This window comes from Aquipluma nitroreducens, from assembly GCF_009689585.1.
GTDB classification, from domain to species: Bacteria; Bacteroidota; Bacteroidia; order Bacteroidales; family Prolixibacteraceae; genus Aquipluma; species Aquipluma nitroreducens.
In genome coordinates, this window is the sequence record NZ_AP018694.1 from 5,642,713 (window position 1) to 5,669,498 (window position 26,786).

A 26,786-nucleotide genomic window follows, 5' to 3' on the forward strand; every position below is an offset into this window, starting at 1 on the left:
GAATCATGGATATCAATTTAAAGAACAGAAGCTTCTTAACCTTGCTCGATTTTAAAGTAGAAGAAATTCAATATTTGCTCAACCTGGCATCGAAGCTAAAAAAGGCTAAAAAAAATGGACTCGAAGAACAAATGCTTGGCGGGAAAAACATCGCCTTGATTTTCGAAAAAGCGTCTACCCGTACGCGTTGCGCCTTCGAAGTAGCTGCTTTCGACCAGGGCGCACATGCCACTTACCTGGGGCCAACAGGTTCGCAAATCGGGAATAAGGAATCGATTAAAGATACAGCCCGTGTTTTAGGGCGCATGTACGACGGAATCGAATACCGTGGCTACGGGCAGAGCATTGTTGAAGAATTGGCTCAATATGCTGGTGTTCCGGTTTGGAATGGATTAACCACCGAGTTTCATCCGACCCAGATCCTGGCCGACATGCTCACCATGAAAGAACATTCAGCAAAACCACTCTCGGAAATAAAATTCTGCTACCTCGGCGACGCACGCAACAACATGGGAAATTCGCTGATGGTTGGCGCGGCTCAGTTGGGTATGGATTTCCGCGCTGCTGCTCCGGCAAGTTGCCAGCCAACGGAAGAACTGCAACAAATCTGCCGAGGAATAGCCAAAGAAACCGGGGCTAAAATTCTCATTACTGAAAACCTGGCTGAAGCCGTGAAAGATTGTGATTTTCTGTACACCGATGTGTGGGTTTCAATGGGCGAACCTGAATCGGTCTGGGCCGATCGGATTAAGCTACTCCTACCCTACCAGGTAAACAAAAAAGCGATGGAGTTGACCGGAAATCCAAATGTAAAATTTCTGCATTGTTTGCCGGCTTTCCACAACCGCGAAACCAAAATGGGAGAAGAAATTTTCCAGAAATTTGGATTAGACGGATTGGAAGTGACCGAGGAAGTCTTCGAAAGCGAAGCCTCTATTGTGTTCGATCAGGCCGAAAACCGCTTGCACACCATTAAAGCTGTGATGGTGGCTACGATTGGATAAAGATAAATCAACATCCGAAATTGCATCAAAAACAGAAAGGGGATTACTGCCGTAATCCCCTTTCTGTTTTTGATGCCCTGCATAATCACCTAAAATTTAGTCGACTCCGTAAAACAGTCACTTCATTGTCTAAAACATGCCATTCGAGCAAAATATCAGTCATTTCAGAAAATTAATCAATTTTAAGATTGACTTTTGTTATTCACTTTTATTCTTTTTGCACATCTAAAGTTACAAACCGTTCCAATATGTAAATCGGCAGAAATCAATTTTTATTTTTTCAAACATACTTCAGTAAAGAGCGTTCTTATTTCCAATTCCTTTATATTTGTCAGCATAATGCAGCACAGCAACAAAACCTAAACTTAAAAGCATGAAACTAAAAAATGTGATCGCAGGAGCTATCCTGTTCATTTTCTTAACCAACAACCTTATGGCTCAACCGGGCTATCAGCCAACAGAAAAGAATTTGCAGAACCGTGAGTGGTTTCAGAATGCTAAATTCGGATTGTTTATTCACTGGGGTATGTATTGCCAAATGGCAGGTGGAGGCGATCAGGGAATTGCCGAATGGATCATGAACCAGAAAAAAATCCCCATTGCCCAGTACGAAAAACTGCCTAACTTTTTCAACCCGATCGCATTTAATCCAGCCGAATGGGTTTCGATGGTGAAAAAAGCAGGAATGAAATACATTACCATTACCAGCAAGCACCACGAAGGTTTTGCCATGTTCGACTCGAAAGTGAGCGATTACAATGTGGTGAAACGCACGCCATACGGCAAAGACATTATCAAAATGCTCAAAGACGAATGCGATAAACAGGGAATCAAACTGTTCTTCTACTACTCGCAGCTCGACTGGCATCACCCTGATTATTTCCCAAGGGGTAACACAGGACAGGGCTTTACCGGCCGTCCGGAAAAAGGCGACTGGAATAAATACATCGATTACATGAACACTCAACTTTCGGAACTTTTAACCAACTACGGCGAAGTGGGCGGCATCTGGTTCGATGGCATGTGGGATAAATGGGATGCACCCTGGCGTCTGGACGAAACCTATGCGTTGATTCACAAACTTCAGCCCGGAGCCTTAATCGGAAGCAACCACCACAAATTCCCATTCCCTGGTGAAGATTTTCAAATGTATGAACGCGACCTTCCAGGCGAAAACTCCATGGGATTTAACCATACCGGAGCCATGTCTGATTTACCGCTCGAAATGTGCGAAACCATGAATGGCTCATGGGGGTTCAACCTCGTTGACAAAGATTACAAATCGACCACACAATTACTGCAAACCCTGATTAAAGCATCAGGTTACGGAGCAAACTTTCTGCTGAATACCGGTCCAATGCCGAACGGGAAAATCCAACCTGAAAATGTGGACACGTTGGCCGTAATGGGCAAATGGCTTGAAAAATACGGCGAAACCATTTATGGAACGCGCAAAGGACCGATCAATCCTTCGGTTTGGGGCGCTTCAACACAAAAGGATGGCAAAGTTTATGTGCACGTTCTAAAATGCAAAGAAGAGAACCTGTTCATCGGAACGCTTCCGAAAAAACTGAAATCGGCTAAGTTTTTCGATGATCAATCGACTGTTAAGTTTAAGGAAACAGAGTTTGGCGTAATCCTGAACATTCCCAATTCGAAGAAAAAACCAATTGATACCATAATTCAGCTTGAATATTGAGATTTATCAGTTGTTAAGCGATGTAAAAGCTGTCTGAATTCAGGCAGCTTTTTTATTTTCAGGCTAATAGCTACAAATTCCGGAAAACAAACGGAACACACTGACAGTGTTTTACAATATACAGCAGCCGACATAGTTCCTTTTTTTGATATATTGGGAATATTTAGAAGAACAAAACGAATGTGTTATTGTTAGTATTTTGATTTTTCTATATTGCATACGATTAAAATAAAAACCAAAAAATATGTTTGATCTGGATTTAATTACGAAAAGTTACCAGGAATTAAGTGCAAAAATTGAAAGGGCTAAAAAGCACTTAAAAAGACCGTTAACCCTATCTGAAAAAATTCTTTATGCGCATTTGTATGGCGATCAGGCTTTAAGTGATTTCAAACGTGGAATTGACTACGTTGACTTTGCCCCCGACCGTGTTGCGATGCAGGATGCCACCGCCCAAATGGCTTTGCTGCAATTTATGAACTCTGGAAAGAGTAAAACAGCCGTACCTTCAACGGTGCATTGCGATCACCTGATTCAGGCCAGTAAAAACGGATTGGCCGATTTGAATGACGCCATTAAAATCAACAAAGAAGTTTACGATTTTCTGGAATCGGTATCCAACAAATACGGAATTGGGTTCTGGAAGCCAGGTGCCGGAATTATCCATCAGGTAGTGCTCGAAAATTATGCATTCCCTGGCGGAATGATGATTGGAACCGACTCGCACACCGTGAATGCAGGAGGTTTGGGCATGGTTGCCATAGGTGTTGGCGGTGCCGATGCCGTTGATGTAATGGCTGGAATGGCCTGGGAACTTAAATTTCCGAAGCTCATCGGAATTAAACTGACCGGAAAACTGAGTGGTTGGGTCGCTCCAAAAGACATTATTCTGAAAGTTGCCGGAATCCTGACCGTAAAAGGCGGAACCGGCGCTATCATTGAATATTTCGGCGAAGGTGCAAAATCAATTTCGTGTACCGGAAAAGGAACCATCTGCAACATGGGTGCCGAAGTGGGCGCTACCACATCTACATTTGGCTACGACGAATCGATGGAACGCTACCTGCGCGCTACGGGTCGCGCTGCTGTTGCCGACCTGGCTAACGGAGTTAAAGAGCATTTAACTGCCGATCCTGAAGTTTATGCCAGTCCTGAAAAATACTTCGATCAGGTAATCGAAATTAACCTGAACGAGCTGGAACCATACATTAACGGACCATTTACGCCCGACCGTGCCACACCAATTTCTCAAATGGCTGAAGTGGCCAAAGAAAACGGCTGGCCTACCAAAATTGAAGTCGGTTTGATTGGTTCGTGCACCAACTCATCGTACGAAGATATTTCGCGTTCAGCATCACTGGCTCAACAGGCTGTCAATAAAAAGCTGAAGTCGAAAGCAGAATTTACCATCACCCCCGGATCGGAATTGGTTCGTTACACCATTGAACGCGACGGATTCATTGACACCTTTAACCAAATTGGAGCAAGTGTTTTTGCTAATGCCTGTGGACCTTGTATCGGCCAATGGTCGCGCCCCGGAGCCGAAAAAGGTGAAAAGAATACCATTATTCACTCGTTTAACCGCAATTTCTCGAAACGCGCCGACGGTAATCCAAATACCTACGCTTTTGTAGCTTCTCCTGAAATTGTAACAGCAATGGCCATTGCCGGCGATTTAACTTTTAATCCTTTGACTGATTATTTGTCAAACGAAGAAGGCGAAATGGTAAAACTCGATATTCCTTCCGGACACGAACTTCCGGCAAAAGGATTCGATGTGGAAGACGCCGGTTACCAGGCTCCTGCCGAAAACGGTTCATCGGTGGTGGTTAAAGTCGCTCCTGATTCTTCCAGACTTCAGTTACTTCAGCCATTCGCGGCATGGGACGGCGAAAATATTACAGGTGCCAAATTGTTGATTAAAGCAAAAGGCAAATGTACTACCGACCATATTTCAATGGCTGGTCCGTGGTTGCGCTTCCGTGGCCATTTGGATAATATTTCAAACAACATGCTAATTGGTGCAGTGAATGCCTTCAACGAGCAAGCCAACAAGGTTAAAAATCAACTGACTGGCGAATACGGGGAAGTTCCCGCTGTTCAGCGTGCATATAAGGCTGCTGGCTTGCCAACTATTGTCGTTGGCGACCAGAATTATGGTGAAGGCTCATCGCGCGAACATGCCGCCATGGAACCTCGTCATTTGGGTGTGAAAGCGGTCATCGTTAAATCGTTTGCCCGTATCCACGAAACCAACCTCAAAAAGCAGGGAATGCTCGGTCTGACTTTCGTCAATGAAGCCGATTATGACAAGATTCAGGAAGACGATACCTTTAACTTTATCGATCTGAACGGTTTTGCACCTGGCAAACAACTGACACTCGAAATCGTTCATGCTGATCAAACCCAAGATACGATCAAATTGAACCACACCTACAATCAACAACAAATCGACTGGTTTAAAGCCGGTTCAGCATTAGATTTAATTCGCAAACAAAACCTTTAACACCCATTATGACAGAAAAAATTAAAGTTGGAAATCCAGTTGTTGAACTGGACGGAGATGAAATGACCCGAATTATTTGGTCGTTAATTAAGGAAAAACTGATTTTCCCTTACCTGGATATCGATATTAAATATTTCGATCTGGGCATGGAATACCGCGATGAAACCAACGATCAGGTTACCATTGACGCAGCAAATGCCATCAAAAAATATGGAGTAGGTATCAAATGTGCCACAATTACTCCCGACGAGGCTCGTGTACAGGAATTCGGACTCAAAAAAATGTGGAAATCACCGAATGGAACCATCCGTAACATTTTGGATGGAACAGTATTCCGCGAACCAATCATCATCAGCAATATTCCAAGGTTGGTTCCAGGATGGAAACAGCCGATTTGCATTGGCCGTCACGCATTTGGCGATCAGTACCGCGCCACTGACTTTGTAACCAAAGGAAAAGGCAAACTGACCATCACATTTACTCCCGAAGACGGTAGCACACCAACTTCGTTCGATGTATATGATTATACTGGTGATGGCGTGGCTATGGCCATGTACAATACCGATGAATCGATTACCGGATTTGCACGGGCCTGTATGAATCAGGCGTTGGTTAAAAAATGGCCACTTTATCTGTCAACAAAAAATACAATCCTGAAAAAGTACGACGGACGTTTCAAAGACATCTTTCAGGATATATTTGATACTGAATTCAAGGAAGCCTTTGCTGAAGCAGGAATTACCTACGAACACCGTTTGATTGATGATATGGTGGCTGCCTGTATGAAATGGGAAGGTGGATTTGTTTGGGCCTGCAAAAACTACGACGGTGATGTTCAGTCGGACACTGTAGCCCAGGGATTTGGCTCACTCGGTTTGATGACTTCAACATTGGTTACTCCTGACGGAAAAACCATGGAAGCCGAAGCTGCCCACGGAACAGTTACCCGTCACTACCGCATGCACCAGCAGGGAAAACCAACTTCGACTAATCCAATTGCATCAATCTATGCCTGGACACGTGGCTTGGCTTTCAGGGGCAAATTAGATGGGAACCAAAAATTGATTGATTTTGCTTTAGCTCTTGAACAAGTTTGCGTTGAAACCGTTGAAGAGGGCAAAATGACGAAGGATTTAGCGCTAATTATTTATGGCGACGAACTGAAACCAGAAAATTACCTGACAACAGAAAGTTTTCTGGATGCACTGGATACCAATCTTCAGAAAAAGCTTAAGTAGCAATTCGATAATTTGTCAATTCGGTAATATTTGACAATGAAACGATGTACTTTTCCTTATCGGATTGACAAATTAAACCATTAAAAATATGAGCAACAACATTCAATACCAACACGGTAAAATCATCGTTCCTGACCAGCCAATCATTCCGTTTATTGAGGGCGATGGCATTGGAAAAGACATCACAGAACCAAGCCAGCGAGTGATTGATGCTGCCGTAAAAAAGGCTTATGGAACAACTAAGAAGTTGATCTGGAAAGAAGTTCTGGCAGGTAAAAAAGCGTTTGCACTCACTGGAAATTACTTGCCTGATGAAACACTCGAAGCATTTAAAGAATATCTGGTTGGCATTAAAGGTCCGCTCGAAACACCTGTTGGCGAAGGAATTCGTTCATTGAATGTGGCTCTGCGCCAGACTTTGGATTTGTATGTATGCCTGCGTCCAATCCGTTGGTTCAAGGGTGTCCCCTCTCCTGTTCGTTTTCCTGAATTAGTTGACATGCACATCTTCAGGGAAAATACCGAAGATATTTATGCTGGAATCGAATTCATGACTGGTGATGAAAAAGCCATCAAGTTTCGCGATTTCCTGATCAATGAAATGGGTGTCGACAAAATCAGGTTTCCGGAGAGCAGTTCGTTTGGGGTAAAACCGGTTTCGAAAGAAGGTTCGGAACGACTGATCAGGGCAGCTATCAAATATGCAATTGATCGTGAATTACCTTCAGTGACTATTGTTCACAAAGGGAACATCATGAAATTTACCGAAGGCGCTTTCAAAAACTGGGGATATGCTTTGGCAGAGAACGAGTTTGAACATCAGACCTTCACTTGGAAAAAATACAAGCAAATAGAACTGGATGAAGGACCGGATGCTGCTAAAACTGCACTTTCAAAGGCTAAAGGAATGGGTAAGGTCATCATCAAAGACGTCATTACAGATGCCTTCCTTCAGGAAAGTTTATTGCACCCGTTTGAGCATTCGGTAATTGCCACTTTAAATCTGAATGGCGATTACATTTCAGATCAGTTGGCCGCTATGGTTGGTGGCATTGGCATTTCGCCCGGAGCAAACATCAATTACAACAGCGGATATGCCATTTTTGAAGCCACTCACGGGACAGCGCCAAACATTGCCGGAACCGGAAAAGCAAACCCTGGTTCACTAATCCTTTCAGGGGCTATGTTGCTTGAATATTTGGGTTGGCATGAAGCCGCAGAACATGTCTACGATGCTATGGATCATACCTTTTCGAAACGGAAAGTGACTTCTGATTTGTATAGTATGATGGAAGGAGCCACATTATTATCGACTTCGAATTTTGCAGACGAGATTATCCGAAATATTCATTAATTTAGAAAAGTTATTCTGAACAAAACTAAAAACCAAAGATATGGAATACATTAAAAACCGGTTCTATGAAAAAGCCATGAAAAACATGGCCGATCTTCAAAAGCTCAGAAAAGAGCATGGAGATGTAGTTCTTGGTCAGGTAACAATCGACCAGGTTCTTTCGGGGATGAAAGGCATTCCTGCACTACTGACCGAAACATCAAAATTGGATGCCAACGAAGGTATCCGGTTTCGTGGGTTTTCACTTCCTGAATTACAGGACAAACTGCCGAAACTGGATGAGGCCGGCGAACCACTTCCTGAAGGATTATTTTACCTGATGATGATCGGTGAAATTCCGGAGAAAGAAGACGTAATCAACATTTCGAAAGACTGGGCTACGCGCGCCCACGTACCACAACATGTTTTTGACGTGATTGACGCGCTACCAAAAAACAGCCGTCCGATGACTCAATTCAGTACTGCGATTCTTTCGATGGCATATGATTCAGTTTTCCAGAAGGCTTACCGCGCAGGTGTCAACAAAAAGTTTTACTGGGACTTTATGTACGAAGATGTGATGACTTTGATTGCCCGTCTTCCACGTATTGCCGCATATATTTATCGTCGTATTTACCACAATGGAAATCACATTGAGCCAAATCCAAATCTCGACTGGGCCGGGAACCTGGCACACATGATGGGTTTCGATTCGACTGAGGTAAAACGGTTGCTTCGTTTGTACATGGTGATTCATGCCGACCATGAAGGAGGTAATGTTTCAGCTCACGCCACTCATTTGGTTGGTTCAGCGTTAAGTAATGCCTATTATGCGTATACTGCCGGAATGGTTGGATTAGCTGGCCCATTGCATGGCTTTGCCAATCAGGAGGTAATGGATTGGATTTCTGAAATGCTCGAACAAATTGGAACAGATGAACCTAGTGATTCGCAGATTGCAGCATATATCGAAAAAACATTGGTACAAGGTCGTGTGGTTCCAGGGTATGGTCATGCTGTGCTTCGGATCACTGATCCACGGTTTACCGTTCAGCAAAAATTTGCCGAAAAATACATTGTAAACGATAAACTGATTAATACGGTAAACGCGATTTATCGTGTAGCGCCACCAATCCTGGAAGCTACTGGCAAAATCAAAAATCCATGGCCAAATGTGGATGCTTTCAGCGGTGCACTGCTGAACCACTACGGAATTACCGAATCGAATTTCTACACTGTTTTATTTGGCGTGTCGCGCTCGTTAGGAGTAATGGCCTCTTTGGTTTTCGATCGTTTCTACGGACTTCCGATTGAACGTCCGAACTCGCAAACCCTGGAGTGGTTTCTTGAAAAGGCCGGAATAACCAGAGAAGAGTAATTGTGTTAATATAGTTCATAGCAAAAGGGTGAAGAGGCTGTCGCGTAAGCGTTCAGCCTCTTTTTTATCAATGGCCCTGCCACATAACAAAATTCTTGCCCACTGACTTGTCAGTCATAGTTTCAGCATCTCTTTATTGATGAGACCACCAAACAAGTTAAGGGTGACACTCATCCTTCTGAAATAACTTAACACAACACTAATTCAATTCGAATTCACTAAATACGATTTCCAAATCACGAAGTGGTTTTAGCGAAACCTCCGTACCACCTTCACCTTTTGCGGAATAATCGAAAGGATTGTCTAAATCGATAATCAGGAAGACCATGTATGAAATCAGGAACGTAACCAGCAACGTAAAAAACAAGGAAGCATAAAAGGGCTCAATTTTTATCACAATCAAGCCGAACCCGGTTAAAACACCCATCGCTTCAACAATAGCGTAGGCCGAACCGATGAAATCGGTATCACGAATGGTGTCGATTCGCATGATCAGTTTTCTGATGTTGTTTTGTTCATTCTTCATTTTAATGATATAAGCCGGCTGAATACCTTCCTTATCCAATTCAGCAAAGAAATCGTTCATGCGACCAAGCTTCTCCAGCAGCGATTTAGTCCGTTCTTTTTTATAAAACCAGTTCATCAGCAAATTCATAAATATCTTTTCAAACTCAATGAATTGACGCGCTGTTTCCGAATTTTTACTTTTCCAGATGGTGTATGCATCGTCCAACATGACTCTCATTGATGCTGTAAGCTCGCTTGGAATCTTTTCGCTCTCTTTGTAATCCGAAAGCACACCGCTGATCAAAAAGCCAATCAGGAAGATGGTGCCCGCAACCAGACTAGAAAAAAGAGCATTTAACTCCATAACTTCAAGTCCAAACTTGTGGGAAAGAAGTTTTAATGTAGCAACAACAACCATCAATGGCAACACTTTAACGGCAACTGACCATTTCTGCCAGATTTGTTTTGTAGATTTCATGTTGAATTTTAAAGACGTAAAAAAAATGAAATTTCGTGGATATAAAAAGCCTTTACTGAAAACTCACTTAAAGAGAAAACGCCATTCATTTAAAACCTCAGTAGCACAGCAATGACAACAACTGTTCAAGGCCTTATTGTTCCGTTAATAAGGTTGAATAAGGTTGGGTAGTTAATGTCAATTTTGGAACCTACTAAGGTTTCAAAGAATGACAATCTGCATGAAATAGTTGCTACAAATTTTTGATGACATCTAACAGAACAGATGGTATTGAAACCAACCCGATCAGGCATAAAAACAAAAAACCGGATGTAAAAATCCGGTTAAATCAACTATAGTGCGATAAGTTTTGTAGTGAAACAAATAATTCTTTCGGTATCATTCAAAAGCTTGAAGAGATAAAATGAATTCAGGTCTCCTCAGAACATTAGGATAAAAATTAAGCGTTTAGATCGTCAAACTCCAACTTGGTATAGTCCTTCGAGAAACCAACCTCTTCGAGAACCTTTTCTTCTGAACTTTCTGATTCATTCGTTACTTCGGATTGATCTACATATTCATCCAACTGGTTCTGATCAATAAAAGTGACTACTTCCTGCAAGCCTTCAATGAATTTCTCGAAGTCTTCCTTGTAAAGAAAAATCTTGTGTTTTTCGAAATGAAAGTTTCCATCCTGCTCAAATCTTTTCTTACTTTCAGTAATCGTTAGGTAAAATTCGTCTCTTCTCGTTGATTTTACATCGAAAAAATAGGTTCTTTTCCCAGCTCTGACAGATACAGAGTAAATCTCTTCTCTGAATTTACTGTCATTTTCCAACCGATCCTCACTTTTTTCAAAATCTTCCATCATGATCTTTTTAAGTAAATTCCATTCTTATTACACCAAAAATAAAAAAATAATTGATAAATATCAATAAATGTTAACAAACACCCTAACATAAGATATTGGTGTATGAACAATTACTCCCTTATAATCGAAAAAAGCATGAAAAATTCATGCTTTTAGACCTTTATGATTAAGTCTTGGGAGTTCAAATGGAAGAGATTATGCCTTATTTACCTGTGTAATATTTCATTGCTTCGGGCAGAAAAGCTTTAATGGCATCAATCCGGTTTTGTTCCAGAGGATGTGTACTTAAAAATTCGGGAGTTTTCGCTGTTGAATTAGCGGCCATCCGTTCCCAAAATCCAATTGCCTCATTGGGGTTGTATCCGGCAATTGCCATGAATATCAAACCAAGCTTATCGCCTTCGTACTCTTGCTGGCGCGAATATGGAAGCATTATGCCATATTGAGTTCCCAGACCATATGCCGTTTGAAAAATTGAGCCTGCCTTTTCCGGATTTGTCTTGAATAATTCGGTAACAGCTGCTCCTCCAATCTGGGCACCATATTGCTGAACCAACTGCTGACTCATGCGTTCATTGCCGTGCCGGGCAACAGCATGGCCAATTTCATGCCCCATTACAACGGCCACTCCGGCATCGTTCTTGGTAATTGGCATAATTCCGGTATAAAAAACTACTTTTCCGCCTGGCATGCACCATGCATTCAGTTCATCGCTTTGTACCAAATTAAATTCCCATTTAAAATCGGCAACCCGATCGGCAAAGCCATTTTCCGACAAATATTTCTCGACTGCTGCCGACATTTTGGCTCCTACTCGTTTTATTGTGGCCGTTTGATCTTTATTGGTTGATATTTTATTCGCCTTTATAAAGTCGTTGTAATTTGTCAAACTCAATTCGAGCATACTCGATTCAGGAACCAAACTCAATTGACTACGACCTATTAATGGAACTGTTGCACATGATTCAACAAGCAACAACGTAGAAATCAGAATAACTTTTGCTGTATTTTTTATAATCCTATTTTTCATGAGATTTTTATTTTAAAGTTAAACAAATTCAATAAAAAAAGGTGCGCAAGGCACCTTTGATTTATAAATCGAATGTATAAGTTATCTTAATTTAGCCGCAAGCAACGTATTTTGGAGCAAAGAAACCCGGGTCATAGGTCCTACTCCACCCGGAACCGGGGTAATGTATGAACATTTGGGGGCAACTTCATCATATTTCACATCTCCCATTAACCGAAACCCCGATTTTTTTTCAGGAGCATCAACACGTGTTGTTCCAACATCAATAACAACAGCTCCTTCCTTTACCATATTGCCTTTTATAAATTCAGGAGAACCAAGTGCAGCAATCAAAATATCGGCTTCAGCACAAACTTTTTCAAGGTTTTTGGTCTGGCTATGAGCAACCGTAACGGTTGCATTAACACTTTTTTGCGACATCAGAATACTCAGTGGCCGGCCAACAATGTTGCTCCGTCCAACGACCACACAATTTTTGCCTGAAGTCGGAATTTGATACCTTTTGAGCAGTTCAATAATTCCGAAAGGAGTTGCCGATAAAAAAGCAGGCATTCCCAGAACCAACCGGCCAACGTTTTCAGGATGAAATCCATCGACATCTTTTCGCGGATCAATAGCTTCAATTATTTTCTGTTCCGCAATGTGCTTTGGAAGCGGCAATTGCACAATAAAACCATCTAAATCGGCGTCGGCATTCAATTCAGCAACTTTGGCAAGTAATACTTCTTCGGTCACATCATCTTCGAAGCGAACCAAAGAAGACTTAAAACCGACCTCAGCACAATCTTTTATTTTAAAAGCCACATACGATTCGCTCCCGCCATCGTGGCCAACCAGAACCGCAGCCAAATGAGGCGCTCTTTTACCTGAAGCAACGATCAATTTAACTTCTTCGGCAATTTCCTTTTTTATTTCGTCAGCTGTTTTTTTGCCATCAATTAAAATCATAGAATATCCAGTTTTGTAAATTATCGTTTAGGTCCGGCGTTCCCCATCATCCGGTTGAGATTTTTACCCTGAGAAACAATTTTCATCATTTTTCTGGTTTCGGCAAACTGTTTAATTAACCGGTTTACTTCCTGAATGTTTGTACCTGATCCGTCAGCAATTCGTTTACGGCGCGAACCATTCAGCAAACTTGGATCTTCGCGTTCAGCAACAGTCATCGAATAAATAATGGCTTCAATGTGCTTAAATGCATCGTCCTCAATTTCGACATCCTTTAATGCTTTTCCCATTCCAGGAATCATTCCTGCCAAGTCTTTCAGGTTACCCATTTTCTTAATTTGCTGAATTTGCTTCAAAAAATCGGTAAAACTGAATTGATTCTTAGCCAGTTTTTGCTGAAGTCTTCTGGATTCTTCTTCGTCGAATTGCTCCTGAGCTTTTTCTACCAGCGAAACTATATCACCCATCCCGAGAATACGGTCGGCCATACGTTCAGGGTGAAAATTATCCAGTGCATCAAGCTTCTCTCCCGTTCCAACAAATTTAATAGGCTTATCAACAACCGAACGGATCGAAAGAGCTGCTCCACCACGGGTATCACCATCCAATTTGGTCAATACAACTCCGTCGAAATCGAGCCTGTCGTTAAATTCCTTGGCCGTGTTAACAGCATCCTGACCAGTCATGGAATCAACAACGAAAAGAATTTCATGAGGTTTTACGGCATCCTTAACGGCACTGATCTCATTCATCATTTCCTGATCGATCGCTAAACGACCGGCGGTATCGATAATTACAACGTCATTACCCTGTAATTTTGCCTGACGAATAGCTTCCAAGGCAATCTTTACCGGATTTTTACTTCCATCTTCAGTAAAAACCGGAACGCCAATTTGTTCCCCAAGAACTTTCAACTGTTCAATAGCAGCAGGTCGGTAAACATCGCAGGCAACCAATAATGGGTGGCGTCCTTTCTTACTTTTCAACATTTTGGCCAACTTTCCGGAGAAAGTAGTTTTACCTGACCCCTGTAACCCGGCAATCAAAATAACCGAAGGATTTCCCTTTAAATTAATGTCGATAAATTTTCCACCCATCAGCTCGGCCAGCTCGTCGTGGACGATTTTAACCATTAACTGACTTGGCTTAACCGCATTCAACACATCCATCCCCAGAGCTTTTTTCCGGACATTCTCAGTAAATGATTTGGCTATTTTAAAATTTACGTCAGCATCAAGCAAAGCACGACGTACCTCTTTCAAGGTTTCAGCAACATTTATTTCGGTAATTTTCCCCTGACCCTTCAGAAGTTTAAACGACCGTTCCAGCTTTTCATTCAGATTCTCAAACATATCTAATCAGAAATAATTCATTTGTTAATAATTTGTTTTTTAATTGCCAAATGGAGCTTGCCATAAGAAACTCACTATTTGATCAGAGACTTTCACTCATGGCTCGTTTCATTTTGTAAAAACTCTTGCAAAAATATAAAAATATGCCATAGAGCTCTTCAAACTTATAATATAAAAATAACCGTTTTTAAAGGGTTACCTTTTCGCAAATTAAGGAATAAAAAGACGTAGAAAGTTTAGTTTGTTCTGGAAAGCTAGATATGGCGAAAAATTTTACAAACTATTATGGATTAGTATTTAGTTGTCCTGTAGGTATTGAATTAAGTAGTTGTGACTTTAAACCGATAAGGCAATTAAAGATAAAAGAGAGATTAACTTTCTATGATGCTCTGACAGAACATGAAAAAGGCAAATTAATAGCAAAACATCAAAAATGCCTAAATGCCAGAGAAAAAAAGACCCTTTTTCACGAATCGCAATAATGTAGATTAAAGGGGAGCCGCCCGGCTCCCCTTCTACTTTTTAAAATATTACCTTTAAGAATTCGATTCAATCCTAAAAAATTCGATTAATTTTATCGTACTAAATTATAAATTGTAACTTATCGGGACAATTGAATTGTGTTCATTGAGTTTTATCGTGAGTAATTTCGTTAAACCATTGAGCGTTTCAAATGTTTTGAACATCATAAATGGTGAAAACCATTTTCAATTTTTAAATCTTTAATTTTTAAATCATGTATAATTTTGAATACCAAAATCCGGTAAAAATCATCTTTGGAAAAGGTGAAATCAGCAAAGTTGGAGCAAACATTCCAAAAGGATCAAAAATACTGCTTACTTATGGAGGAGGCAGCATTTTCAAAAATGGCGTTTATGATCAGGTTAAAGCATCGATCAAAGATTTTGAAGTGATTGAATTTGGAGGAATTGAACCCAATCCACATTACGAAACATTGATGAAAGCAGTTGATATGGTCAAAAAGGAAAATATTACCTTTTTACTCTCTGTTGGTGGCGGTTCTGTTATTGACGGAACAAAATTTATTGCTGCTGCTGCTTGCTTTAAACATGGCGATCCCTGGAATATATTAGCAAAAAGGGCCCCAGTGGATGATGCAATTCTTCATGGAGCGGTTTTAACCTTACCAGCAACAGGATCTGAGATGAATTCAGGCGCAGTGGTTACAAGGATTGAAACCAAGGAAAAACTGTCATTTATGTCACCAAAGGTAATGCCACTGTTCTCCATACTTGATCCGGAAGTTATTTTCTCGCTTCCCGAAAAACAGGTTGCAAATGGAATTGTTGATGCCTTTGTTCATGTCATTGAACAATACCTGACATTTCCTGTCGATTCTCCAATTCAGGATCGATTTGCTGAGAGCATTCTGAAAACGCTGATTGAAGAAGGACCAAAAGTACTTGCAAACAGAACCGACTATAATGCTGCTGCCAATTTTATGTGGAGTGCAACGATGGCTTTAAACGGATTGATTGGCGCCGGAGTTCCACAGGACTGGGCAACACACATGATTGGACATGAATTGACCGCATACCATGGAATAGACCATGCACGCACACTTGCAATTGTTTTGCCAGGTGTTATGCACATCAAACGTGAACAAAAGAAAGATAAAATTTTGCAGTTAGGCGAGCGGGTTTGGGGTGTTTTGGATGGAACTGATGACGAAAGAATAAATGAAACGATACTGAAAACTACTAAGTTTTTTGAATCCGTCGGGATACCAACCAAATTACCCGATTATTCAGTTACATCAGAAACCATCGACACCATTTGTACCCGATTCAAAAATAGAGGATATAAAGTTGGTGAAAAAGCGAACATTGGACCTAATGAGATTCGATTAATCCTCGAAGATCGGCTTTAATAACAAGGTCAATTGAAAAAAGTCATTAGGAAAGGGGATTTTCTAATGACTTTTTCTATTTTCTAATATTATCGGAGCAATTCTTTGGCGGTTTCCATCGCTGTATTCGAATAGTTTTCGCCGCTTAGCATTTGTGCAATTTCTTCAACCCGCTCCTGATCACTGAGTTTTTTTATCGAGGTAAAAGTCTGATTGTTAAGGTCGAATTTATAGACCTTAAAATGATTGTTTCCTTTAGCTGCAATTTGAGGCAAATGAGTGATATTTAAAACCTGTACCGTTTTTGACATTTGCTCTAAGATCTGTCCCATTTTTACTGCAACTTCGCCCGAAACACCAGTATCAATTTCATCAAAAACAATAGTTGGTAGTGAACGTGCATCTGTAATTAGTGTCTTAATCGCCAACATTAAACGCGACATTTCACCTCCTGAAGCAATTTTACCAATTTCCTGTAATTCCTGATTTTTATTGGCCGAAAACAGGTAACTGACTTCATCGAGTCCTGATGGTGAAAATTCGGATAAATGAGTAAATTTCAACTGAAGTGCGGCATTTGGAATACCTACATTCCGAAGAATATCAATCACTTTACTTTCAATTTGAGGTCCAACAGCCTTGCGTTTTAGCAAAATTTTGCCGGCTAATTCTGTAAGGATTTCTTTTTGAGCTACTATTTTTTTCCGGTATTCTTCAATGTCCTGATCATACGAACTAACCAAATGAATCTTAGCCTCAAATTCAGCCTGAATTTGTAAAAGCTCAGCTACCGTTGACACCCGATGCTTTTGCTGCAACGAATAAATCAAGTCGAGCCGTTGATTAACCAATACAATCTTCTCCGGATTGTTTTCGGTTCGTTCTTCAATAACCAACGATTCTGATGCTAGATCCTTTAATTCGAGATAAACCGATTCCATCCGGTTAAAGATCTGTTCCGCTTCCGGCAATACTGATTTTAGTTTTCCAATACTGGTAAGGTTCTCTTTTAAAACAGAAAGAACCGATCGTTCGTCTTCACTTAGTGCCTGATACGCCATTCCAAAAACCGAACGGATTTCCTCAGCATGAGTCAATTTTTCGAGCAAAAGTTCCAACTCCAGTTGTTCATCAGGAAGCAGCTTTGCATCATCGAGTTGTTGAAACTGAAACTCGAAATAATCCAGATCTTTCTTCGACTGTTCGGCCAAAATAAGAGATTTATCTAAATTATCCTGAAGCGCAAGGTAGGTTTTATACTCGGTATTATAGACTTTCAGTATTTCGCCATTTCCGGCAACCAAATCAACCACCCGAAGCTGATAGTTCTTTTCATTCAAATCCAGATTCTGATGTTGCGAGTGAATATCAATCAGTTTAATACCCAAATCATAAAGAATTTTCACATTTACCGGCGTATCGTTAATAAATGCCCTGGATTTTCCCTGAGGTGTAATTTCGCGCCGTAAAATGGTTACATCGTCATAATCGAGTTCATTTTCCGAAAAAAAACTCTGCATCCCGTAATTCCGGATGTCGAAAATTCCTTCTACTGAACATTTTTCAGTTTTATCTCTTAAAACGGAAGAATCAGCACGCTGTCCGATAATCAGTCCAAGCGCACCCAACAAGATCGATTTACCTGCTCCGGTTTCTCCGGTAAGGATATTTAAATCTCCACTAAAATCGATGATCAGTGAATCAATTAAAGCATAATTTTTTATTGAAAGAGACTTTAGCACAAAAACTTGCGATTTGGTTTAATGAACGGATGATAAAAAAATGGCATTTTCAATCCGATCATAAAGATAGTAGTTTATTCAAACATCAAAAGCTCTCCGATTTTAAAATCTTTTCGTATTTGGAGCCATTTGACGGATCGCATTCATTTAGAATAACTGAAACACGATTTTTTTCGTCAGGAAAAGATTTTGAGAAAACATTGACCAGTTCGTCTGATTTGGCATCAAAAAATACCTGAAGAATATACAGCGATGGCCGCGAACGGAATACTTTCTGAATTGATTTTAATGATTCAGCTATGGCAGCTCTTCCTTCCGGAGATTTATCGTACATAATATCAAGCCCTTGACGATGATATTGATATGTAGTGCTTCTAAATCCCGAATAAGACTTATTTAAAATATTCTCAACCAGCCAGTAACGGTTACGTTCACTTTCATAAGCTTTCCAACCTTTTTCGCGGGCGCTTTGCGAATTATTTACGATGGTTTGAGCCTTCTGAAAAAACTCCGTCCCACCTTCAGGCGAAAACGAATCGTAATCCATTCCTAAGATGATGTAAGCATAATAGGCCAGAATGTTAGTCAGATTATCTTTATTGGAAGTTTCATTAAACTCCATAGTCTGATATTCAATGTATTTAGCATCAAAGTCATTATCCTTGACATTCAGCAAGATGGTCTCGTATGATGAATTAAAAACGGGGCGTCGTGCCTGAACCTGAATAGTCCCTTTAAACTCGTCGGATGAAATTTGCTCGTCGAGATTGATGAAAAAACTGCATTCAATTCGTTCGTCCATGGCAAATTTCTGATCAGTCCATTTTCGGTTATTCATGAATTCGTACAAATCGGATTGCATGGTTTCGAATACAGTTCGGTTTGCACCCTGAATTTTTTGAGCTGATATACTGATATTGCACCGTAATTCCTGGGCAAATAGAATTCCTTGCGCAACGAAAATAAGTGCAAAAAATAAATATATTCTTTTCATACCAATCCTTTAACCAAATTAGTTTTGTTTCTGATCAATCCTGAAATCGTTCGTTCAAGTTCATTTCTGACATGATTTGGGTAACGATATCTTTAGCAACTTCTGTCTTTGATTTTAACTCAAAAAATGTCTGATTATTGTCTTTATCGATTATTGTAATTTTATTGGTATCAACCCCAAAACCGGCGCCTGCATCTTGCATCGAATTCAAAACTATGAAATTCAGATTTTTACGCTTCAACTTTGAGTAGGCGTTAGTCAATTCGTCATTTGTTTCGAGCGCGAAACCTACCAAGATTTGTTCGTTGGTCTTTATCTTTCCCAGATCACCTGCAATATCGCGCGTTGGTTTCAATTGAATGACAAGATCATCTTTCACACGTTTTATCTTAATATCCGAATAGCTTTCGGGCGTAAAATCGGCGACAGCAGCACACATTACAGCTCCATCAACCTCAGGAAAGATACGCAAGCATTGCTCATGCATCTGATCGGCTGATTCAACCTTTATTATTTCTATTTCGGGATTTATATTTTTGATCTGAACCGGTCCCGAAATCAAGGTAACCTTTGCCCCGCAGAATACAAGCTCATTGGCAATGGCATAACCCATTTTACCCGATGAATAATTACCTATAAAACGAACGGGATCAATTCTTTCGTGGGTAGGACCTGCTGTAATCAGAAAATGCTTATTCAGCAGTTTTTTTTTTTGATTGAAGAATTTTATCACTTCTTCTACTATGGTTTCAGGCTCTTCCATTCGGCCCTTACCATACAATCCGCTAGCTAAAGCGCCTTCGCCTGGTTCAATAATTACATTCCCATACGAACGCAAAATCTCCAAATTAGCCAAGTTTGCCGGATGCCTGAACATATCCAAATCCATAGCTGGTGCAATCATCACCGGACATTTAGCTGACAAATAAGTTGTTATCAAAAGATTATCGGCTATTCCGCGAGCCATTTTGCCCAAGGTTGCTGTTGTGGCTGGGGCAATCAAAACCAAATCGGCCCACTGCCCCATATCGACATGCGAATGCCATGTTCCATCATTGGCTGAAAAGAATTCGGATGCAACCGGTCTTCCCGAAAGTGCCGACATTGTTAATGGGGTAATAAATTCTTTGGCAGCCGGAGTCATTACCACCTGAACTTCGGCTCCTTCTTTCACTAAACCTCTTAAAAGTATAGCTGCCTTGTAGGCAGCTATACTTCCGGTAATTCCTAAAACAATATGTTTTCCTGACAACCTCATAAAGGCTTGATCTTACAATTCTTTATTGCGGTTCTCCTTAGCTGGGTTGCGGTGATAAATCTGATTGTTTACAAATTCTTCGTAGGCAATCAAAGTTGGTTTTGGAAGACGTTCGTAGTATTTTGAAATTTCAATCTGCTCACGATTTTCAAATACTTCTTCCAAATTGTCGGTATAAGATGCAAATTCCTGAAGTTTTTGACTAAGTTCTTCTTTCATTTCAGAAGCAATCTGATTTGAGCGTTTTGCTAAAATCATAACTGTTTCATAAACATTACCAGTACGGTTTTCCAATTCTCTTAAATCCCTCGAAATAGTTGTCGATTCTGCTTTTGTTTTCTTAAAATCCATATGGTCTAAATTTTTGAATCCGGTTTATAATTTAACAACTTGGCGGTTGTATTGTGATACTTTTCAACTTCTTTCCGGTACTTACTCTCCGGATATTCGTCGACAAAGGTAAAATATTCGTCCAATGTAGAGCTTAAACGCTCATGCTTTTTTTCTTCAACACTATTAATAGCAAGCAAATACTTTGCTTTTAACAGCATATACATCAATTCTTCGCGGTATTTAGTATCCGGAAAATCTTTTAACGATGATGTTAAAGCAACGACTGCAGCCTTGTAATTGTTCAAATCAAAGTAAAGTTTACCACTTAAATAGGATTTGTAAACCAATTTATCGCGCAACTCAATAATTAAGCGGGTAGCTTCATCAACCCGGGTCGATTTCGGGTATATGTTGATGAATAACTGTAAAGCGTCAATTGCATTTTGAGTAACAGCCTGATCAAGACGAGGAGTTGGCGAATCCAGATAAAAGCAGTATCCAATCATGTATTGCGATTCTTCGGCATACTCACTTCTTGGAAACTCTTTAATTAACGATTTAAAATAATGGCCGGCCATCATATTGTCTTTCAACCCAAACTGACTTTTTGCAAAATAATAATATACCTTATCTGCACGGCTTGTACCCCTCACTATACCAATGAGCTCTTTCAAAAGCGTTGAAGAACGAACAAATTCTCCATTTTCGTAATACTCCAGAGCTTTTTTGTACTTGAATTCGTAATCGGTGCTTTTTACCACCTTATTATAATCACTGCAACTACTCAGTAACAGTGCAAAAACAATAACAATAGGTGCGAAATTTCTCATTTTCATTAACATGGCGCAAAGATATATTTTTTAAACAAATTTTCAGGCCGAAAAATAGAATGAATTATCCAGAATACAATCTTGTTTAGTATAAATTAACAAATTTGCAGACTTATTAAAAAGAATTACTTTTGCAATGCTAATTTTAAAAACCAGATCAAAGTGGATATTTTTGAAAAATTAAGAAGCAATATGGGCGACCTGGGTCAGTACATGAAACAGGCTCACGGATACTTCGCTTTTCCTAAATTGGAAGGTGAAATTGGTACCAAAATGAAGTTTAGAGGTAAGGATGTTTTAGTGTGGAGCCTGAACAATTACATTGGACTGGCCAATCATCCTGAAGTAAGGGAAGCAGATGCCAAAGCTGCTGCAGAATACGGAATGGCATACCCAATGGGTGCACGTATGATGTCAGGACAAACCAGTAAGCACGAAGAACTTGAGCAGAATCTGGCTGAATTTGTAGGAAAAGAAGATGCTTTCTTATTGAATTTTGGATATCAGGGAATGGTTTCGATCATTGATGCAGTGTGTGGCAGAAACGATGTTATTGTCTATGACTCTGAAGCACATGCTTGTATTTTGGATGGCGTTCGGTTACATATGGGTAAACGTTTTGTTTATGGCCACAATAATATGGATAGCCTCCGTAATATGCTGAATAAAGCAACCAGACTTGCGGCAAAACAAGGTGGTGGTATTTTAGTAATTACTGAAGGTGTATTTGGTATGGCGGGTGACCTGGGAAAACTAGACGAAATTGCCAAACTGAAAGACGAATTCGAATTCCGGTTATTGGTTGATGATGCTCATGGTTTTGGAACAATGGGTGCAACCGGAGCTGGTACAGCAGAACATTTTGGAGTTTCTGACAAGATTGATCTTCTCTTTGGAACCTTCGCCAAATCTATGGCCGGAATTGGTGCATTTATTGCCTGCAACGAAGATATATGTAACTTCTTACGATACAATATGCGTTCTCAGACATTTGCTAAGTCATTGCCAATGCCAATGGTTATTGGTGCATTGAAACGTCTGGAATTATTACGGACCAAACCAGAACTTAGAGAAAAGCTTTGGACCGTAGTTGCTGCGCTTCAAAGCGGACTAAGAGCTGAAGGATTTAATCTTGGTGTAACAAACTCTTGCGTTACCCCAGTTTATTTTGAAGGTGGTGTGGGCGAAGCAACCAGCGCAGTAATGGACTTACGTGAAAATTATAATGTTTTCTGCTCTGTGGTTGGTTATCCGGTAATTCCTAAAGGACAAATCATGCTTCGGTTAATTCCAACAGCCATGCACACGCTTGAAGATGTTGAATACACCATAAAAGCATTTTCAGAAATCAGGCAAAAACTGGAAGAAGGCAAATACAATACTTCACAGATTCCATCGATTATGTAAGAATAAAAATAAAGTAAAACCATCCTTCGGGATGGTTTTTTCATATCTGCTTTATTATATTTGTGCTTAATGCCTCTTTAGCTCAGCTGGTAGAGCAGCTCATTCGTAATGAGCAGGTCGTGGGTTCGAGTCCCATGAGAGGCTCTGAATGAATAAAAGAAACCCTCTGAAAGTTAAATCATTCAGAGGGTTTTATATTTTAGGACAATAGCATGATCGTATTCAATTAGTCGTGCATTTGCAGTGTGAAGTAGAATGTACTTCCCGTTCCCTCGACGCTTTCTACCCATATTTCTCCACCATGTTTTTCAACAAAATCCTTGCAAAGAAATAGGCCAAGTCCAGAACTTAGTTCACCTGCCGTACCAACCCGATTTGTTTTAACATCAATCCGAAACAAATCATTCAGCATTTTGGAGCTAATTCCAATCCCCGAATCTTTTATAGCAACCACAACCTTTTGCCCGGCTTCAATCCAGGCCGAGACATTAACATGACCACCATTCCGGGTAAATTTTACTGCATTCGAAACCAGATTCCTAAAAATAGTTTGAAGACTGTTGGCATCGGCATAAACCTTAATTTGATCAGGAATATCATAAGTCAAAACAATATTCTTGCGTTTCGCCGATTCAAGTAACATTGTAATACTGTCATCCAAAGTAGCAAGCAGTGGAATTATTTCTGGATTAAATGGGATAGCCTCTCTTTGCATTAATGACCATTGGAGTAAGTTCTCAAGTAAATGATACAGATTTGTTGCCGATTTATTCATGCCTTGAGCAAGATCTTGTATCTCAGTCAATGTCAGGCTTGCCAAATCTTCCGCCATAATTTCAGTCAGTCCTAAAAACCCACTGAATGGATTTCGTAAATCGTGCGCAATTATGGAGAAGAATCTGTCTTTTGTTGCATTAGCTACTTCAAGCGCCTCTTTTTGACGTCTCAACTCATCATTAATTCCCTGCAATTCGATGCTTTGATTTACAACCTCAGCCGTTTTTTCCTTCACAATACGTTCAAGGTATCGTTGTTGTGTTTTCAAAGAAGTGATACGCCAACGATAAAGAACAAACAAACTCGTCAGAATAAATACAACCATAATTAACCGAAACCATCCTGTCTTCCACCAGGGAGGGCGAATTGTGAACTGATAAGCAAACTCCTTGCTCCAATAACCTTCACCATTTCTTGCTTTTATCTTGAAAATATAAGTGCCCGGAGAAAGATTACCGTATGATGCATCAGTACTCAGAGTTAATGCAATCCAGGTTTTATCTAATCCTTCGAGTTTATATTGATATCTCATCTTTTTGTTATGTCTCTGAGATATTCCTATAAATGAAAAAGTCAGGAAATTATTATTGTATTTTAAACTTAGGTTTTGCGGTATGTAATACCACTTTGATGTTGTATCAAAATTAAAATCGGTTACAGTTACTCCATTTTCAAGAATAATACTTGTATCTTTTGCCTGAAAATGTCCTTCACTGTCAGTGATATCGGAAAGCAGATTTGACCATTTTATCTTTTCATTGAAAAGCGAAATACCGGTTAATTGGATTTCAGGTGAAATCGTGTCAGCAATGTCTCCATCCCCATGATAAGCTATTAGCCGGTCGTTGGTACCAATCCAGATAGTTCCTGCTTTATCCTGACAAATTGCTCCTCGATTGCAACCAATACCCAAAAAACCATCTTCATATGCAAAATTATTGAACAATGGTAAACCTGCATTATTCGCGTTCGCATTTAAAGCTCCGGATTTTAACTTTGATAAACCAAACCGGGTGCCAAACCAAAGGTTATCGTTCTTGTCCTGCGTAATACTCAGTACATTGTTATTGCTTAAACCTTCGTTTTCAGTATAGGTCGTAAAATATTTCCCGTCGAATTTAGCTAAACCACCGCCACCTGTTCCAAACCAAATATTCTCATCATTGTCCTGAAAAATACTAAAGACATAATTGTTTGGAAGACCATCTTTTGTTGTATAATTAATAAACTGAGGAACAAATGATTGACTTTTAATGGTTGTATTTCCATGAAGTTTATCCGATTTTTCAAGAATAAGATTCGATACACCTCCGCCATCAGTACCAAACCAAAGATTTCCATTTCTATCATTCAAAATACTCAGAACAAAATTATTGCACAATCCTTCTTTTACAGTATAATTTGTAAATGATTGTCCGTCATATTTTGATACGCCACCGCCATATGTTCCAAACCAGAGATTCCCGGGTTTATCCTGGGCGATGCAGAATACTTTATTGTTGCTTAGTCCCTCCTTTTGCGTGAAATTAGTAAACGACTTTCCATCGTATTTCGAGACGCCACCACCATCTGTTCCAAACCACATATTTCCACTTTTGTCCTGAAACATACTAAAGACCTTATCATTGGCTAAACCTTCTTTTTCGGTATAGTTTAAAAACGATTTTCCATCGTATCTGATAATACCTCCGCCAAAAGTACCAAACCACAGGTTGCCTGATTTATCCTTTAAAATACTAAATACTTTATTGTTGCTTAATCCTTCATTTCGGGTATAGTGTGTAAACAGGCTTCCTCCATACTTACTTACGCCTTCATTAGTACCAAACCAAATGTTACCACTTTTGTCGTTTAAGATACTATAGACAAGATTATTACACAATCCATCATTTTCAGTAATGTGAGTAAAAACCCCTCGTTTCGGTGAGTTAAGTTTCTCATCCGGTTCACTGACATTAAAAGTTAGTTTCGTTATCCCTCTTCCGGTACCAAACCAATATGCCCCAAGGGAATCCTGAAATATGCTATAAATTTTATTATCGCTTAATCCTTCGTGATTCGTATAATTTGAAAACGATTTCCCGTTGTAACAAGATACCCCGCCATTAGTACCAAACCATATATTTTCATCACGATCTTGTAAAATATAAAATACAGTATTATTGACCAACCCTTCACTTTCAGAAAAGTTAGAAAACGATTTACCATCGTATTTTGATACACCATGTTCTCCAGATCCGAACCAAAGATTTCCACTTTTGTCCTGCAAAATCGACAAAATTGTATTGTCGCATAAACCTTCTTTGGGGGAATAATGAGTAAACGATTTTCCATCGTATTTCGATAACCCTTCAGTCGTTGCAAACCAAATATCTCCATTTCTATCCTGTAACATCGATAATACCGAATTGCCAGACAATCCTTCTTTGGTCGTAAAATGGGTAAAGAATTTTCCATCATATCTTGATGCGCCTCCACCATCGGTTCCAAACCACAAGTTTCCGCTCTTGTCTTGCAAAACAGACCAAATCCGATCGTTGCCTAATCCTTCTTTCGTTGTGAAATGCGTAAACGATTTTCCATCATATCTGGAAACGCCACCACCATATGTGCAAAACCAGATATTCCCGCTAATATCTTGCAACTGGCAATGTATCGAATTGTAATTTAAACCCTGATGTTTGCCGAATGTGCTAAAATTCTGAGGGTTTTGATCTTTTATATAGGCATCTTTTGCTGTTTCAACAATGGGCATTCCGCCAATGAATGGTTTGTCAATGGCTGTAACAGTTTTAGGAATTAAAAAAGAATTCTGACCAGGAGTATTTATTCGAGGGTTACCGGCTAAAATAATTGTTGGCTGTCCGGCGAGGAATTCGTTGGTATTTGTATAAATCGCATTCGGTTTACCAACAGTTATTCGTGTTGGTTGGCCAGCTAGTACAATTTTAGGTCTTGCTACGGAATCTTCAGGGATAATAAAACCTTTTGCTTCAACAATCAACGGACTGTGAACCAATAATGTATCCTGACTCTGTTGTTTTGTACAGGCAAGAGTTAGTAAAATGATAAGAATCGTAAGAAGAATTTTATTCATCACAGAAGCAAACCTATAAAATATCAACTGAATATCGAATTATCCATCTGTAATTTATAATCATTTTTATTACAATTTTACGAAAATACTATTATTCTCAGTTTTGATTTCATGTTTTTTAAAACTTATTAATCATCCCGTTTTCGTGCAATTAT

Annotated in this window: 19 protein-coding genes and 1 tRNA gene; 9 read left to right on the forward strand and 11 right to left on the reverse strand. The window is 39.8% G+C overall.

What is annotated here, in order from left to right; translation table 11 throughout:
• Positions 1–5: 5 nt before the first annotated feature.
• From argF to AQPE_RS23565, 6 genes are all read left to right on the forward strand, one after another.
• On the forward strand, positions 6–1,004 hold the full coding sequence (gene argF / locus AQPE_RS23540; RefSeq protein WP_318348925.1) for an ornithine carbamoyltransferase: 999 nt from the start codon (positions 6–8) through the stop codon (positions 1,002–1,004).
• 373 nt (positions 1,005–1,377) lie between these two features.
• The gene (locus AQPE_RS23545) at positions 1,378–2,703 is read left to right on the forward strand and encodes an alpha-L-fucosidase (protein ID WP_318348926.1); all 1,326 of its coding nucleotides are present in this window, start codon (positions 1,378–1,380) and stop codon (positions 2,701–2,703) included.
• A 244-nt stretch (positions 2,704–2,947) separates the two neighbouring features.
• Positions 2,948–5,209, forward strand: coding sequence for an aconitate hydratase (locus AQPE_RS23550; protein WP_318348927.1), 2,262 nt, complete (start codon positions 2,948–2,950; stop codon positions 5,207–5,209).
• A gap of 8 nt (positions 5,210–5,217) precedes the next feature.
• Positions 5,218–6,447, forward strand: a complete 1,230-nt coding sequence (locus AQPE_RS23555) for an isocitrate dehydrogenase (NADP(+)) (RefSeq protein WP_318348928.1) — start codon at positions 5,218–5,220, stop codon at positions 6,445–6,447.
• Positions 6,448–6,535: 88 nt separating this feature from the next.
• Entirely contained in the window at positions 6,536–7,801 is a 1,266-nt protein-coding gene (gene icd, locus AQPE_RS23560; RefSeq protein ID WP_318348929.1) for an NADP-dependent isocitrate dehydrogenase, read from the forward strand.
• A gap of 40 nt (positions 7,802–7,841) precedes the next feature.
• On the forward strand, positions 7,842–9,158 hold the full coding sequence (locus tag AQPE_RS23565; protein ID WP_318348930.1) for a citrate (Si)-synthase: 1,317 nt from the start codon (positions 7,842–7,844) through the stop codon (positions 9,156–9,158).
• A gap of 199 nt (positions 9,159–9,357) precedes the next feature.
• On the opposite strand, the gene AQPE_RS23570 is transcribed toward AQPE_RS23565, so the two are convergent.
• The 5 genes from AQPE_RS23570 to ffh form a co-directional block, all read right to left on the reverse strand.
• Complete coding sequence (locus AQPE_RS23570; protein ID WP_318348931.1) at positions 9,358–10,143, reverse strand: hypothetical protein; 786 nt, start codon at positions 10,141–10,143, stop codon at positions 9,358–9,360.
• Positions 10,144–10,582: 439 nt separating this feature from the next.
• Complete coding sequence (locus AQPE_RS23575) at positions 10,583–10,990, reverse strand: DUF3276 family protein (protein WP_318348932.1); 408 nt, start codon at positions 10,988–10,990, stop codon at positions 10,583–10,585.
• Between the two features lie 205 nt (positions 10,991–11,195).
• Positions 11,196–12,023, reverse strand: coding sequence for a M48 family metallopeptidase (locus tag AQPE_RS23580; protein ID WP_318348933.1), 828 nt, complete (start codon positions 12,021–12,023; stop codon positions 11,196–11,198).
• 81 nt (positions 12,024–12,104) lie between these two features.
• Positions 12,105–12,971: a bifunctional 5,10-methylenetetrahydrofolate dehydrogenase/5,10-methenyltetrahydrofolate cyclohydrolase gene (locus AQPE_RS23585; protein WP_318348934.1), complete on the reverse strand. Its 867-nt coding sequence runs from the start codon at positions 12,969–12,971 to the stop codon at positions 12,105–12,107.
• Positions 12,972–12,991: 20 nt separating this feature from the next.
• A complete protein-coding gene (ffh, locus tag AQPE_RS23590) occupies positions 12,992–14,323 on the reverse strand; it encodes a signal recognition particle protein (RefSeq protein WP_318348935.1) in 1,332 nt (443 codons plus the stop codon).
• Positions 14,324–15,059: 736 nt separating this feature from the next.
• On the opposite strand from ffh, the gene AQPE_RS23595 reads away from it, so the two are divergent.
• Entirely contained in the window at positions 15,060–16,214 is a 1,155-nt protein-coding gene (locus AQPE_RS23595) for an iron-containing alcohol dehydrogenase (protein ID WP_318348936.1), read from the forward strand.
• A 68-nt stretch (positions 16,215–16,282) separates the two neighbouring features.
• Here AQPE_RS23595 and recN read toward each other — a convergent pair whose 3' ends face one another.
• From recN to AQPE_RS23620, 5 genes are all read right to left on the reverse strand, one after another.
• Positions 16,283–17,935, reverse strand: coding sequence for a DNA repair protein RecN (gene recN / locus AQPE_RS23600; RefSeq protein WP_318348937.1), 1,653 nt, complete (start codon positions 17,933–17,935; stop codon positions 16,283–16,285).
• A gap of 85 nt (positions 17,936–18,020) precedes the next feature.
• The gene (porD, locus tag AQPE_RS23605) at positions 18,021–18,929 is read right to left on the reverse strand and encodes a type IX secretion system protein PorD (RefSeq protein WP_318348938.1); all 909 of its coding nucleotides are present in this window, start codon (positions 18,927–18,929) and stop codon (positions 18,021–18,023) included.
• Between the two features lie 34 nt (positions 18,930–18,963).
• Positions 18,964–20,187: a bifunctional phosphopantothenoylcysteine decarboxylase/phosphopantothenate--cysteine ligase CoaBC gene (gene coaBC, locus AQPE_RS23610; RefSeq protein WP_318348939.1), complete on the reverse strand. Its 1,224-nt coding sequence runs from the start codon at positions 20,185–20,187 to the stop codon at positions 18,964–18,966.
• A 12-nt stretch (positions 20,188–20,199) separates the two neighbouring features.
• Positions 20,200–20,538 (reverse strand): DNA-directed RNA polymerase subunit omega, encoded by a 339-nt coding sequence (locus AQPE_RS23615; RefSeq protein ID WP_318348940.1) that lies wholly within the window; start codon positions 20,536–20,538, stop codon positions 20,200–20,202.
• 5 nt (positions 20,539–20,543) lie between these two features.
• A complete protein-coding gene (locus AQPE_RS23620; protein ID WP_318348941.1) occupies positions 20,544–21,350 on the reverse strand; it encodes an outer membrane protein assembly factor BamD in 807 nt (268 codons plus the stop codon).
• A gap of 162 nt (positions 21,351–21,512) precedes the next feature.
• Between AQPE_RS23620 and AQPE_RS23625 the strand changes: the two genes are divergently transcribed.
• Together AQPE_RS23625 and AQPE_RS23630 are read left to right on the forward strand one after the other, a co-directional pair.
• Complete coding sequence (locus tag AQPE_RS23625; RefSeq protein WP_318348942.1) at positions 21,513–22,757, forward strand: aminotransferase class I/II-fold pyridoxal phosphate-dependent enzyme; 1,245 nt, start codon at positions 21,513–21,515, stop codon at positions 22,755–22,757.
• Positions 22,758–22,828: 71 nt separating this feature from the next.
• Positions 22,829–22,901: transfer RNA gene (locus AQPE_RS23630), tRNA-Thr, on the forward strand.
• Between the two features lie 82 nt (positions 22,902–22,983).
• On the opposite strand, the gene AQPE_RS23635 is transcribed toward AQPE_RS23630, so the two are convergent.
• A complete protein-coding gene (locus tag AQPE_RS23635; RefSeq protein WP_318348943.1) occupies positions 22,984–26,631 on the reverse strand; it encodes a two-component regulator propeller domain-containing protein in 3,648 nt (1,215 codons plus the stop codon).
• Positions 26,632–26,786: the final 155 nt, after the last annotated feature.

Bases quoted from the DNA above. Each gene is read 5' to 3' on its own strand.
- porD (WP_318348938.1), bottom strand. From the start codon at position 18,929: ATGAAAAGAATATATTTATTTTTTGCACTTATTTTCGTTGCGCAAGGA.
- argF (WP_318348925.1), top strand. From the start codon at position 6: ATGGATATCAATTTAAAGAACAGAAGCTTCTTAACCTTGCTCGATTTT.
- icd (WP_318348929.1), top strand. From the start codon at position 6,536: ATGAGCAACAACATTCAATACCAACACGGTAAAATCATCGTTCCTGAC.
- AQPE_RS23550 (WP_318348927.1), top strand. From the start codon at position 2,948: ATGTTTGATCTGGATTTAATTACGAAAAGTTACCAGGAATTAAGTGCA.
- AQPE_RS23635 (WP_318348943.1), bottom strand. From the start codon at position 26,631: ATGAATAAAATTCTTCTTACGATTCTTATCATTTTACTAACTCTTGCC.
- AQPE_RS23575 (WP_318348932.1), bottom strand. From the start codon at position 10,990: ATGGAAGATTTTGAAAAAAGTGAGGATCGGTTGGAAAATGACAGTAAA.
- AQPE_RS23595 (WP_318348936.1), top strand. From the start codon at position 15,060: ATGTATAATTTTGAATACCAAAATCCGGTAAAAATCATCTTTGGAAAA.
- AQPE_RS23565 (WP_318348930.1), top strand. From the start codon at position 7,842: ATGGAATACATTAAAAACCGGTTCTATGAAAAAGCCATGAAAAACATG.
- AQPE_RS23580 (WP_318348933.1), bottom strand. From the start codon at position 12,023: ATGAAAAATAGGATTATAAAAAATACAGCAAAAGTTATTCTGATTTCT.
- AQPE_RS23585 (WP_318348934.1), bottom strand. From the start codon at position 12,971: ATGATTTTAATTGATGGCAAAAAAACAGCTGACGAAATAAAAAAGGAA.
- AQPE_RS23545 (WP_318348926.1), top strand. From the start codon at position 1,378: ATGAAACTAAAAAATGTGATCGCAGGAGCTATCCTGTTCATTTTCTTA.
- coaBC (WP_318348939.1), bottom strand. From the start codon at position 20,187: ATGAGGTTGTCAGGAAAACATATTGTTTTAGGAATTACCGGAAGTATA.
- AQPE_RS23555 (WP_318348928.1), top strand. From the start codon at position 5,218: ATGACAGAAAAAATTAAAGTTGGAAATCCAGTTGTTGAACTGGACGGA.
- AQPE_RS23570 (WP_318348931.1), bottom strand. From the start codon at position 10,143: ATGAAATCTACAAAACAAATCTGGCAGAAATGGTCAGTTGCCGTTAAA.
- AQPE_RS23615 (WP_318348940.1), bottom strand. From the start codon at position 20,538: ATGGATTTTAAGAAAACAAAAGCAGAATCGACAACTATTTCGAGGGAT.
- AQPE_RS23620 (WP_318348941.1), bottom strand. From the start codon at position 21,350: ATGAGAAATTTCGCACCTATTGTTATTGTTTTTGCACTGTTACTGAGT.
- ffh (WP_318348935.1), bottom strand. From the start codon at position 14,323: ATGTTTGAGAATCTGAATGAAAAGCTGGAACGGTCGTTTAAACTTCTG.